Annotated in this window: 10 protein-coding genes; 3 read left to right on the top strand and 7 right to left on the bottom strand. The window is 66.8% G+C overall.

Annotated features, from left to right (window positions below):
- Window positions 1-66: 66 nt before the first annotated feature.
- Window positions 67-1,389, bottom strand: a complete 1,323-nt coding sequence (locus tag DQW50_RS04935; protein ID WP_112078189.1) for an ABC transporter substrate-binding protein — start codon at window positions 1,387-1,389, stop codon at window positions 67-69.
- 121 nt (window positions 1,390-1,510) lie between these two features.
- Window positions 1,511-3,169 carry a gamma-glutamyltransferase gene (gene ggt / locus DQW50_RS04930; RefSeq protein ID WP_112078188.1) on the bottom strand — a complete coding sequence of 553 codons (1,659 nt, stop codon included), beginning with the start codon at window positions 3,167-3,169 and terminating at the stop codon, window positions 1,511-1,513.
- A gap of 111 nt (window positions 3,170-3,280) precedes the next feature.
- Here ggt and DQW50_RS04925 point away from each other — a divergent pair, with 111 nt between their 5' ends.
- The 3 genes from DQW50_RS04925 (at window position 3,281) to DQW50_RS04915 (ending at window position 6,210) form a co-directional block, all read left to right on the top strand.
- Complete coding sequence (locus DQW50_RS04925) at window positions 3,281-3,946, top strand: DUF1028 domain-containing protein (protein ID WP_112078187.1); 666 nt, start codon at window positions 3,281-3,283, stop codon at window positions 3,944-3,946.
- Window positions 3,947-4,098: 152 nt separating this feature from the next.
- On the top strand, window positions 4,099-5,004 hold the full coding sequence (locus DQW50_RS04920) for a proline iminopeptidase-family hydrolase (protein ID WP_112078186.1): 906 nt from the start codon (window positions 4,099-4,101) through the stop codon (window positions 5,002-5,004).
- A 36-nt stretch (window positions 5,005-5,040) separates the two neighbouring features.
- Window positions 5,041-6,210 carry a Xaa-Pro peptidase family protein gene (locus DQW50_RS04915; RefSeq protein ID WP_112078185.1) on the top strand — a complete coding sequence of 390 codons (1,170 nt, stop codon included), beginning with the start codon at window positions 5,041-5,043 and terminating at the stop codon, window positions 6,208-6,210.
- Here DQW50_RS04915 and DQW50_RS18405 read toward each other — a convergent pair.
- From DQW50_RS18405 to DQW50_RS04890, 5 genes are read right to left on the bottom strand one after another with little or no spacing between them, the layout of a single operon-like run.
- Entirely contained in the window at window positions 6,207-7,574 is a 1,368-nt protein-coding gene (locus DQW50_RS18405; RefSeq protein ID WP_112078184.1) for an ABC transporter ATP-binding protein, read from the bottom strand. The two genes, DQW50_RS04915 and DQW50_RS18405, sit on opposite strands and share 4 nt — an antisense overlap.
- Window positions 7,567-8,607, bottom strand: a complete 1,041-nt coding sequence (locus DQW50_RS18400; RefSeq protein ID WP_241964340.1) for an ABC transporter ATP-binding protein — start codon at window positions 8,605-8,607, stop codon at window positions 7,567-7,569. Before DQW50_RS18400 ends, DQW50_RS18405 begins: the two co-directional genes overlap by 8 nt.
- A 2-nt stretch (window positions 8,608-8,609) precedes the next feature.
- Window positions 8,610-9,620 (bottom strand): ABC transporter permease, encoded by a 1,011-nt coding sequence (locus tag DQW50_RS04900; RefSeq protein WP_112078182.1) that lies wholly within the window; start codon window positions 9,618-9,620, stop codon window positions 8,610-8,612.
- The gene (locus tag DQW50_RS04895; RefSeq protein WP_112078181.1) at window positions 9,617-10,576 is read right to left on the bottom strand and encodes an ABC transporter permease; all 960 of its coding nucleotides are present in this window, start codon (window positions 10,574-10,576) and stop codon (window positions 9,617-9,619) included. Before DQW50_RS04895 ends, DQW50_RS04900 begins: the two co-directional genes overlap by 4 nt.
- A 19-nt stretch (window positions 10,577-10,595) precedes the next feature.
- Complete coding sequence (locus tag DQW50_RS04890) at window positions 10,596-12,329, bottom strand: ABC transporter substrate-binding protein (protein ID WP_112078180.1); 1,734 nt, start codon at window positions 12,327-12,329, stop codon at window positions 10,596-10,598.
- Window positions 12,330-12,580 lie beyond the last annotated feature (251 nt).

Genomic DNA, 12,580 nt, shown 5'->3' with positions numbered 1-12,580 from the left:
ATCAGTTCGGTCGGCGAAACGATCGAACGGAACCTCGGCGACGGACCGTCCGCCGCTGCGAACCGGCTACTCGTTCAGGACGCTCGACCACTGGCTGGTGTACGTCGACTGTGCCGGCTCGAAGGAGACGCGCTCCGTGACCTCTCCGCCGTTCTCCTCGAAGGCAGCCGCGTACTCCTCCTCGAGCGACTGGCCGTAGGCGTCGTTGAGGTACAGCGTCCCGGAGGACTCCGCACCCACCCGATCGCCGCTCGCGAGCTGGGCCATCGCCGGGCCCTGTAGCAGGTCCGACGGGGCGGTCCGGAAGACGTAGTCGTCGTCGTCCAACTCGGTCACGTCCGGACTCGTCGAGGACGGGGAGATGCCGACGACGCCGTTCGGGATGAACACCTGGTCGGCCACCTGGAGGTTCACGTTCGAGGCGGCGGGGCCGACGACGGCGCCGAAGCCAGCGTCGACGAGTGCGTTCGCGCCCGAGATACCCGCCTGCGGGTCGGTCTGTGTGTCTTCGACGCGGGTGTCGACCGTGACGTTGAGCCCGGCGTCGTTGACCTGGGTCGCTGCGAGTAGCGCGCCGTCGCGGATCGGACCGCCGAGCGGACCGAGGTCACCGGTCTCGGGCATCAACACGCCGATGCGTGCCTCGAACTCGTCGACGCCGACCGGGTCTTCGGCCGTCGCGTCCTGGTCCTCGTCAGAGAGTTCGTTACCGAACTCCAGCGTGTCGAGCGTCTCGATCTCGCCGTCCTGGAAGTCCCGCACGTCGTACGCGGCGGTGGCGATGTCCCCGTTGACGTCGAAGTCGACGCTCGAGGACGCCCCGACGTAGTGGACGGGGTCACCGCCAGCGACGGTCTCGACCGCCTCGGGGAGGTCCTCCGGGCCGAACTCGTCGCCACCGGGGTTCGCGACGGTCCGGATCCGGTCGCGGATCGCCGATCCGTCGTTCTCGCCCGCCGCGGTCGCGGCGAGGATCTCGACCGCCATCGCGTCGTAAGCCTGCGCGTTGAACACGGCCGGGGAGGTGTCGTACTCCTCCTCGTACAGGTCGGCGAAGAAGTCCGCACCCGGACCACCCGCCGACGGCGCGGTCCCGATGACGTTGTTCATGTCGTTGTCGACCTCGCCGGGGAGGTCGGTATCGATCAGGCCGTCCGGCACGATTATGTCGAGATCGGGCACATCGTCGGCGAACTCGGAGTAGAAGTCGCGGAACAGCTGGATGCCGGACTCCGGGAACCCCACGACCATCACGGCGTCGGGCGCACCGTCGCCGTCGCTTCCGTCGCCGTCGCCGTCGCCACCCTCGGTGGAGCAGCCGGCGAGCGTCGCGATTCCGGCCGCACCAGCGCCTTTGAGAACGTCACGCCGCTGTATTTTCCGTCTCATTCTGTGACTCACTACCGTACGGGCCTTTATAAGAGTATCCTCGCGGATGAGTACGACGGCAACCGCTTCGTTCGGGAGCGAGACGGTATCGGGTACCGTCCGACGGTCGAGGTCGGCGCGGTCAGTACCCCTGTGCGTTGCCGTCCTTGCGTGGCTCCGTCGCTGCCGAGAGGACGCCGTCGCGGTTCCGGGCGACCTGTGCGCCGCCGAACTGTACCGGCGAGAGCGTCCTCACGTGGTGGTCCTTCCGGACGAGCTTGGCGGCAGTGCCGTCGTCGAAGTGGGGTTCGAGCGCAAGCTCGCCGCTCTCGCGGTACCGCCACCGCGGCTCGTCGAGCGCGCGCTGGAGCGGCATCCCGTAGTCGACCAGGTTCGAGATCACCTGAACGTGCCCCTGTGGCTGCATGTACCCGCCCATCACGCCGAAGGCCGCCCAGTCGTCCTCGTCGAGGCGGACGATCCCGGGGATGAGCGTGTGGAAGGGGCGCTTGCCGGGTTCGAGGCTGTTCGGGTGATCCGGGTCGAGCGAGAACGACGCGCCGCGGTTCTGGAGGGCGATCCCGGTGTCGCCTGCGACGAGCCCGGAGCCGAACCCGGCGAACCGCGAGTTGATGTACGAGACCACGTTGCCCTCCTCGTCGGCCACGGTAAGGAGCACGGTGTCGGCGTCCTCGGCGTTCGCGTCGGGCACCCCGAAGCTCACGTCGTGGTTCGCCGTCTCGCCGACCTCTACAGCGCGCTTCGCAGACCAGCCTTTGGACCCGAGCGGCGGGTGGTCCTCGTACTCGGGATCGGTGATGTAGCGGTGACCGTCGTGGAAGGCGACCTTGAGCGCCTCCGAGAAGTAGTGGACGCGCTCGGCGGAGTCGTAGTCGTACTCGCCCGCGCCCAGCTCCTCGGCGACGTTGAGCGCCTCGAGCGCGATGAGTCCCTGGTTGTTGGGCGGGAGCTCGTACACCTCCGCGCCGTTGTAGGTCGTCGAGACCGGCTCCGGCCACTCGACCTCGAAGTCCGCGAGGTCGTCGACGGTCATGAACCCGCCGTGTGACTGGACCTCCGTCGCGATCGCCTCCGCGATCTCGCCATCGTAGACGACGTCGGCGCCCTCCTCTGCGATCCGCTCCATCGACTCGCCGAGCTTCGGGAGGGTCACCTCCTGGCCCACCGCCGGCGACTCCCCGCCGAAGAGGAAGGCCTCGCGGGCGTTCCCGTCGGTGAACAGCTCCTCGGCCCCCTCCCAGTAGGAAGCGATGACCTCGGAGACCGGGTAGCCCTCGGTCGCGTACCGGATCGCCGGCGCGAGCACGTCGGCGAGGGTCAACCGGCCGAGCTCCTGGACGGTCGCCTCCCACCCCCGCGCCGTGCCGGGGACGGTGACCGTGTGCGGGCCGTAGAAGGGCATCCCGGCCTCCTCGGTGTCGTCGACCGCGTAACCGCCGTCGTCGGGGTAGTACGCGCCGACGTCGTCGGTCTCCCGGAGGGAGGCCTGTACGTTCTCGATCGTGGCGTCGGCCGGCGCGCCGCCGCAGGCGCGCATCGCGCCCACGTCGCCGTCGGCGGTCCGGTACAGCGCGAACACGTCGCCGCCCAGCCCGGTCGAGGTCGGCTCCACGACGTTGAGCGCCGCGGCGGTCGCCACCGCGGCGTCGAAGGCGTTGCCCCCGTTCCGTAGGGTCTCTACTCCCGCCTCGCTCGCGAGCGGCTGGCTCGTCGCGACGACGCCACGCTGGCCGTAGACGGTCGATCGACGCGAAGTGAACCGGTCGAGGTCTGGTTCCATACGAGCAGTTGGCGGAGGACTGGGTTAAATAACTAGCCGAACTGTTCCGGGCGAACCCGACCGGATAGTTTCGGAGTGACCGTTATACCGACGGCCGTCACAGAGGATCGTATGACGTTCTCGATCTGCGTCCAGGAGGAGTCCGACGCCGGTACGGTGTACGGCGTGGCAGTGACGACCGACGCGCCCGCGGTGGGCGCGCTCGCCCCGTACGTCAGCAGTCGCGGTGCCGTCAGCACCCAGGCGTTCGTCAACGTGCGGCTGGGTCGCCGCGGCATCGCGCTCCTCGAGGACGTCCCGCTGGAGCAGGCGCTTTCGGGCGTCCTCGAGCGGGACGATCACAGCGAACTCCGCCAGCTTCACGGCGTCGCCGACGGCGACGTCTTCGCGTACACCGGCGACGAGACCGACTCGTGGTCGGGCGACGAGACGTATCCCGAGGCGGGCGTCACCGTCGCCGGCAACATGCTCGCCGGCCCCGAGGCGCTCCCCGCCGCTGCCGACGCGTTCCTCGCGACCGAGCCCGCCGACGCCGTCGACGCCGGGCTCGTTCCCCGCCTGATCGACGCGCTCGCGGCCGGCGTCGAGGTCGGCGGCGACAAGCGCGGACACAGCTCCGCTGCGGTGTGTGTGTCCGCGCCGAAGACGACCGCGTACCACGACCTCCGCGTCGACCACGCCGACGACCCCATCGCCGAGATCCGTCGGGTGTACGAGACAGCATACGACGCCAGCGACGGCTTCAGCGAGGACTCGAAGGAGCGGATCTTCGACTAGTCCCGCCGTGGCGTCGCGGCCGTGGTGTTCCGCCGCCGCGGCGTCGTGGTGTCCTCCCCCGCGTCGCGGTCGTGGTGTCCAGCCGCGACGTCCGTCTTCCGCGAGGGGCAGATATATGCTTCGTCGCCCCCGTCCGTTCACTCGATCCGTCCATGACGACGTCCGAGTACCTGGAACGGCCGCACGCGGAGGGGTACCTCTCCGTCGACCACAAGGAACTGTACTTTCGCCGGTTCGGCGACGGCGACGACGTCATGCTCGCGCTCCACGGGGGCCCCGGCATGCCCCACGACTACCTCCTCCCGCTCTCGCGACACGGGTCGGACGAGTTGAGCGTCGTGCTGTACGACCAGTTCGGCGTCGGACGGTCGAGTGGGCCCGCCCCCGGCGACTTCGACGGGTACACCGTGGAGGCGTACCGCGAGGAGGTCGAAGCCGTCCGCCGCGAGCTCGAGCCCGACCGGTTCGTCGTGTACGGCCAGTCGTGGGGCGGGATGCTCGCGCTCGAGTACGCGCTCGAGTACGGCGAGCACCTGTCCGGGCTGGTGCTGGCCAACACGCTCGCGGACACCGCGTCCGCGTACCGGTCGATGCGGAGCCGCGCCGAGGACCTCCCGTCGGAACGGCTCGACGTGGTCGAGGAACACGAGGCGAGGCGTGCCTACGACGCGCCCGCGTACCTCGACGCGCTCGACGACGTCTACCGTGCCCACGTCTGTCGGCTCGAGGAGTACCCGCGTGCGGTCGAACACACCCTGGAGAACGTCAACACCGACGTGTACGGGCTGATGTGGGGGCCGAACGAGTACGTCCTGACGGAGACGGCCCGGCTCCGCGGCTGGGACGTGCGTGACGAACTCGGGACGATCGACGTACCGACGCTCGTGCTCACCGGGACACACGACGAGATCGACCCGGAGATCGCTGTGGGGATCGACGACCGGCTCCCCGACTCGCGGTTGGTCGAGTTCGACTCGAGCAGCCACATGCCGTTCTGGGAGCAACCGGAGGAACACTACGGGACGGTCGAGACGTACCTCACGGAACGGCTCGAGTGAGGTGCGTTTATATCGGGCGTCATGCTCCGTGTTCGTATGGACCATCCGGACGACCCTGAGACGGAGTACGGCTTCCTGGCCGAGACGTTGACCGACGCGAACGCCGAGGCGTTCGTCCACGTCGCCGACCGGTTCGACGACGACCTCAGGTACCTCACGCGGTTCTCGGGGCCCGATCGACCGTACGCGTTCGCGTACCACGACGGCGACGCCCTGCTCTTCCCGCCGTCCCTCTTCGACGAACAGGCGGAGCGGGAGTTCCCGGGGGCGACCGTCGTGGGGTACGGCGACCGGTCGGACCCCGACCCGGTCGACGCCGTGCTCGCGGTTCTCGAGGACCGCGAGGTCGAGAGGCCGGTCGCGGTTCCGCCCGCGATCCGCCACGACGCGTACGTCCGACTCTCGAAGGCGGGGTACGAGGTCGTCACGACGAGTGCGGTCGAAAGCGCGCGCGAGCGCAAGACCGAACCGGAGCAACGGTGCCTGGAATCGGTCGAGCGCGCGGCACAACGCGGGCTGGCACGCGCCGAGGCCGTCCTCGCCGAGGCCACCGTCGACGGCGACGTGACACGCTGGAACGGGGACGTGTTGACGACCGAAGTCCTCCGTCGCGAGATCAACGCCGAACTCTCCCGGCAGGGCGTGGACCCGTCCGGGTACTCCGTCATCGGCGCGGGGTCGACGTGTGCCGACCTCCACTTCACGGGAACCGACGAGATACGCCCGGGAGAGTCGGTCCTGATAGACCTCTCGCCGCGGGGTCCACACGGGTACTACGGGGACGTCACGCGGACGTTCACGGTGGGCTCGCCCGACCCGTGGGTCGAGACCGCCTACGACGCGGTCCTCGACGCCAGGGAGGCGGCGATGTCCGTCCTCGACTCGGGGGCCGGCGTCCGCGCGGCTGCGGTTCACGAGGCCGCCTCGGACGTGCTCTCGGACGCCGGATACGGCGTCGGTGACGTCTCGACAGGCTTCTATCACGGCGTCGGCCACGGGATCGGGGTCAGCCTCCACGAGGGACCGGGACTGACCGACGAGCGCGAGCTACGGCCCGGTCACGTGGTGACGGTCGAACCGGGCGTGTACGACCCCGACCGGGGCGGCGTCCGCCTCGAGGACCTCGTCGTGGTCACCCGTGACGGGTTCGAGAACCTCGTCGACTACCCGCTCTCGCTGACGCCGCGAGCCGCCGACTCGTCCTAACTGTCGTCCGCCCCGATCCGCTGAGGCCGTCCGGGCGCCGACGGGTCGAGTCGGTGACAGCGCACGGCGTGATCGCTCGCGTGTCGGTGTTCGGTCGGCGTCCGCCGTTCACACGGCGAGGGGAACGCCTCGGAGACGATCGACCCGGCCTCCTCCTCGTCCCCCTCCACGAGCGCGGTCGCCGCGGACTCGATCGCGTCCCGTTTCCCCTCGGGGAGGTCCGCCGGCGATCCGGGGTAGGCGTCCGCGATCACTTCGTTCGCGACCGCCTCCGTCGTCGCGCGACCGCTCGTCGCCTCGAGGTGCGTCTCGATGTTCTCGACGTCGATTTCCCCCGAGAGCAGTTGGTTCCGGAACCGGAAGGCGAACCGGAACGCCTCCTCGGTGCCGGGCCAATCCTCGGGCGGGATGACGACCGGACATCGCGTGTGGAACCGACACCCACTGGGCGGGTCCATCGGCGACGGCACCACGCCCCGAAGCGTGATCCGGTCGGACCGCTCCTCCGGGTCGATCCGCGGCACCGACGAGAGGAGCGACTGCGTGTAGGGGTGCTGTGGGCTCTCGAACAGTTCGTCCACCGGCGCGGACTCGACGATCTCGCCCAAGTACATTACCAGGACCCGGTCGGCGATGTACCGAACCACGCTGAGGTCGTGGGTGATGAACAGGATCGACAGCCCGAACTCTTCCTGGAACGTGCTGAGGAGGTTGAGTATCTGTGCCTGGACCGAGACGTCCAGGGCGCTCACCGGCTCGTCGGCGATCAGGACCCGCGGTTCCAACGCCAGCGCCCGGGCGATCCCGATCCGCTGTTGTTGGCCCCCGCTGAACTGGTGCGGGTACCGCTCCAAGTAGTCGGGGGAGAGCCCCACCCGGTCGAGCAACGACCGCACGCGCTCCGTCCGGTCCGCGTCGTCCTCGCCGATACCGTGGACCTCTAACGGGGCCTTGATGATGTCACCGACGGTCTGGCGCGGGTTCAACGACGCGAGCGGGTCCTGGAAGATCATCTGGATCTCCTTGCGGTACGGGAGCATCTCCTTGTCGGAGAGGCCGCCGATCTCGGTCCCGTCCAGCCGGACCTCCCCGCCCGTCGGGTCGTGGAGGTTGAGGAGCGTTTTCCCGAGCGTGCTCTTCCCACAGCCGGACTCGCCGACGACCGCGACCGTCTCCTGTCGGCCGAGTTCGAAGTCGACGCCGTCGACGGCCTTCACCTTCGAGGCGGGACCGAGGAGCCGGTCGATCATCCCGTCCGACTGGTCGAAGTACTTCTTCAGTCCGGCCGCTTCGAGCAGTGGGCCGTCGTTCGAGTCTCGGTCCGTTCTCCCCGTTCCGACGTCCGTCGTATCGGTTTCACTCATTCTCGATCACCTCGCCGTCCACCGGCTCACGGCGGATACACGCCGCCTCGTGGCCCTCGCTACCGACGCGTCTGAACGCGGGGTCGACCTCGAAACACTCCTCTTTGGCCTCCGGACACCGCGGCGCGAAGTGGCACGCGTACGGGATGTCGATCGGTTCGGGGACGGTCCCCGGGATGGGTTTCAGCTCGTCTACCGCCGTCTCGACCTGCGGAGTGCTCGCGAGAAGCGCCTGCGTGTACGGGTGCTGTGGGTTCTCGAACAGATCCCGAGCGGTCGCCCGTTCGACCATCTCCCCGGCGTACATGACGTTCACCCTGTCACACGTCTCGGCGACGACCGCCAGGTCGTGCGTGATGAGCAGGATGGAGGTATCGAACACCTCGAGGATGTCGTGTAACTCCTCGAGGATCTGCGCCTGGATCGTCACGTCGAGCGCCGTCGTCGGCTCGTCGGCGATCAAGAGATCGGGCTCACACGAGAGCGCGATCGCGATCATCGCGCGCTGGCGCATCCCGCCGCTGAACTCGTGAGGGTAATCCGTCGCGCGGCTCTCAGGATGCGGTATCTGAACGGACTCGAGCATCTCGATCGCCCGGCGCCACGACTCGCTCGCCTTCGAAGCGCCGATTATCTTTCGTTTCATCTCTGCCGAAAGCGAGACCGATTCCCCGACGTCCTGATGGAGCCGGACGGTCTCCGCGATCTGTTCCCCGACGGTGATCGTCGGGTTGAGGCTGTTCATCGGGTCCTGGAACACCATCGAGATCTCGTTGCCGCGGATCGCCGTCATCTCCGCTTCGGACTTCTCGAGCAGCGGTTCGCCCTTGAACAGTAGCTCGTCCGCGGTGACCTCGCCTGGGTCCTCCACGAGCCGCATCACGCTCTGTGCGAGGACGCTCTTTCCGCTCCCGCTCTCGCCGACGAGCCCGACGATCTCGCCGTTGTCGATGTGTAAGTCGACGCCGTTGACGGCGGTGACCGTCCCGCGCTGTGTCTCGAACTCCGTCCGTAGGTTCCGTATCTCCAGCATCGTCATTTCTCCGAGACCTCCGATTGCTTGACGTCGAAGGCGTCCCGGAGGCTATCGCCGAACATGTTGAACGCCAACACGACGACCATGATCGCCAGGCCGGGGAAGACGCTGATCCACCACGCCTGGTTGATGTACTGCCGCCCCTCCGCGAGCAACAGCCCCCAGGTCGGCGTCGTGGGTTTGACCCCGAGACCGAGGAAGGAGAGCGCCGCCTCTGCGATGATCGCGAGCGGGATCATGAGCGTCATCTGGACGATGATCGGCGCGACGGCGTTGGGGAGGATCTCCTTGGTCATGATCCGCCGGTCGCTCGTCCCGATCGCCCGGGCGGCGAGGACGTACTCCTCCTCACGTATCGACAGCACTTCCCCCCGAACCAGTCGGGCGAAGTCGTCGATGAAGGCGACCCCGATCGCGATCACCACATTGGTCACGCCGAGCCCGCCGAGGAACGCGATCAGCCCCGCAGCGAGGATGATCGAGGGGAACGCCCACTGGAAGTCGACGTACCGCATCAGCAACTCGTCGATCAGGCCGCCGTAATAGCCGGCTATCAACCCGATCGCCGTCCCCACGGTGAACGCGAACGCCACGGTCGTCAGCGCGACCAGAAGCGAGATCCGCGCCCCGAAGACGATCCGGGTGAACAGGTCGTGACCGAACGAGTCCGTCCCGAGCACGTGCCACACGCGGTCCATCTCGCCGTCGCCGTCGACGTCGCTCTCGGAGTAGCTGTTCGGCCCCTGGTTTATCCCGAACGTGTCGTCCTGTTCGTACGGCGCGATCATCGGCGCGAAGATCGCCGTGAAGACGAACAGGAGCACCATCGTCGCGCCGAAGATCGCCTTCTTGTCGGAGAGGAGCTGGTCGCGTATCCGGCGATACACGCCCCTGTTCTCGGTCGAGTCGACCGGCGATTCGTCACGATACCGACGAGCGATCCGTTCCCGCTCGTCGGGGTCGAGCGCGCCCGAGTCCGACCGGCCGGACGTGGTGTGGTCGTTGCTCATGACGCCTCATCTCCGTAGCGGATCCGCGGATCGAGGAACGTGTATATGATGTCGACTGTGAGGTTCATGAATACCATGATCGCCGCGACGAGGAGGATCACCGACTGAGTGACCGGATAGTTGCGGTCGAGGATCGCGTCGACGAGGAGCCGACCGATCCCCTGAATACCGAAGACGAGCTCGACGGTGACGCTCCCGACGAGCACGAGCGCGATCTGGATCCCGGCGACGGTAACCACCGGGATGAGCGCGTTCTGCATCGCGTGTTTGTACAACCTCGTGGTTCGACCGACGCCCTTCGCCTTCGCCGTCTTCATGTACTCCGCATCGAGCACTTCGAGCAGAGACGAGCGGGTCATCCGCATCACGACGGCCGCGTACGGAACGCCGACGGAGATCCCGGGGAGGAGGATCCGACGGAACCACTCGACGATCCCGTCCTCCTGTAACGGGGCGTATCCGACGATCGGGAGGACACCCCACCAGACGCCGAAGACGAGCGCCAATAGGATGCCGATGAAGAACGCCGGCATCGAGAGGCCGAGGAAGGCAGCGACGGTCGCGACGTAGTCTGACCGCTGTCCCTTCCGGGTCGCGCTGATTATTCCGGTCGGGAGCGCGATCCCGAGCCCGACGACGACCCCGATCAGCGCTATCGAGAGCGTCCGCGGGACGGCGCTCGCCATCATCACGCTGATCTGTTCGCCTGAGGTGAGGCTCTGTCCGAGGTCCAGCGTTATCAGGTCGAGCATCCACTCGGCGTACTGGACGTAGAGAGGCTGGTCCAGGCCCAGTTCCGCACGCATCCGGTTTACCGCCTCCTCGGTGGCCTCGGCACCCAACATCGTCCGAACGGGCCCGCCGGGGATGGCCCGCAGGCCGAAGAACACCACGGTCGCCACCAGCCAAACGACGAACAGCGCGTTGAGGACGCGTTTGGCGATGTACTTCTTCATTTAGCGGTCACGGAGCGTCCTATTCATCCAACCACACCGGTTCGAACTTCCGGACGAACGCGGGGATGTGGACGAAGCCCTTCACCTCGTCACGGATCCCACAGACGTCCTCCTGGTGACCGATGAACCCGGAGGCAGCCTCACGGATGAGGATGTCCTCGATCTCCCAGAGCGTTTCACGGCGCTCCTCCTGGTCGATCTGACGGCGCTGTTCGCCGAGGAGGTCGTGGACCTCTTGGTTGCGGTACTGTGCCCAGTTCCAGACGCCGTCCTCGTCGGGTAGCCGGAAGAAGTTCCAGATCGACTCCTCGGGGTCGGGCTTGTCGACGCTCCCGCTGAGCAGGATGTCGAAGTCGCCGTCGAAGTCGAACCGCTCCCAGAACGTCGCGGAGGTCACCTGATCGACTTCGGAATCCAGACCGACCGCGTTCAACTGCTGGTTCAGGACCCGCGAGGCGCGCAGGTTCTCCGGGTTCGCGAGGATGCTGATGGTGGTGTCCATCGCGCCGCCCTCCTCCAACAGCTCCTGTGCTTCCTCGGGTGCGTAGGCCTGGTCGTCCGGTTTCTCGTCGGGCTCTCGCCAGATCCACTCGGGGCTGGGCGAGAAGACGCCGGGGTTCGCGACGCCGTAGTTGAAGTACGCGGACTCGACGAACGCCTCGTTGTCGATGGCCTTCGCGATGCCGAGTCGCGTCTCGACGGCGTCGAACGGCTCGCGAGCGTGGTTGAAGATCACGCCGGCCCACGTGTTCCCGATCGTACTGCTGACACCGGCATCCGGACTGTCCTCAACCTCGTTGATGTTCCCCAACGGGAGGAGGTTCGTGAACTGGATGTCGCCGGACTGGAGGGTGTTCACGACGGTTCCGGGCTCGGGGATCAGACTGACGTCGACGCCGTCGAGGTACGGGAGCGAGTTGCCGTCCTCGTCCTCCCTGAAGTAGTCGTCGAACCCGTCGAGGATTATCTCCGATCCCGTGTCGTGGCTCTCGACCTGGAACGGCCCGGTGCCGACGGGTTCGAGGTTGTACTCTTCGGCACCCATCTCCTCGAACGCGGTCCGGTTCACGATCGTCGCCGCACGCCCCGGACCTGCGGTGAGGAGCGCGAGCGCGGACGCGAGCGGCGCCTCCCAATTCAACGCGACCGTGTAGTCGTCGACGACCTCGACCGCTCCGTCCTCGACTGCGATGAGTTCGTTCTCCAGGTTGTGGGGTGCCTCCCGCTCGATGTTCCGTTCGATCGTGTACTTGACGTCCTCGGCCGTGAAGTGGTCCCCGTTGTGGAACGACACGTCGTCACGGAGGTCGAAAACCATCCTCGTTCCGTCGTCCTCGACGGTCCAGTCCGTCGCCAGGTCGGGAACGATCTCCAGGTTCTCGTTGGCCATGACGAGCCCGTTGAAGATGTTGACCGAGAGCTGGAAGTAGATCCCCGTACTGATGTATGCCGGGTCGAGGTTGCTGATGTCGCCGGTCCACCACGCCGCTTTGAGGCGACCGCCGTACCGGTCCGAGCCGTCGTCGCCGCTCCCGTCGTCGCCGCTCCCGTCGTCGTCGCTCCCGTCGTCGTCGCTCCCGTCGTCGCCGCTCCCGTCGCCGCCACCGCCTCCGGAACAGCCGGCGAGCGCACCCATCCCCGCCGCGCCGAACACCTTCACTGCGGTTCGACGATCGACTTTGGGACCTTCGAGGTCCGCAGGGCTGACGTCGACGTCGGAGATCGATGGACTCGTTGTATTCTTATCTGACATAATTTCTCGTGGCAAACGTCACCATGCGCGTTCGTTGGGTCATTACTAATTTATACCTTCCGTTTATGGTAACTATATTTATCAATATAGAACGGGGAACTACTCGCAGTCATGCGATTATAGAATCACAGAAGTATACGAATTCTGTTATTTTTACATGTTATTTATATTCTATTGCCCGAAACTATTCGGTCCCATCGCTCCATCGTGCGACCGTGTAATGGATCGACACCGCCGGACGGGCGATATCC

Origin of the sequence: Halorubrum sp. 48-1-W (genome assembly GCF_003287355.1) — an archaeon.
In the GTDB taxonomy this organism is placed as follows: domain Archaea; phylum Halobacteriota; class Halobacteria; order Halobacteriales; family Haloferacaceae; genus Halorubrum.
This window is presented reverse-complemented; position numbering and strand designations above follow the sequence as displayed.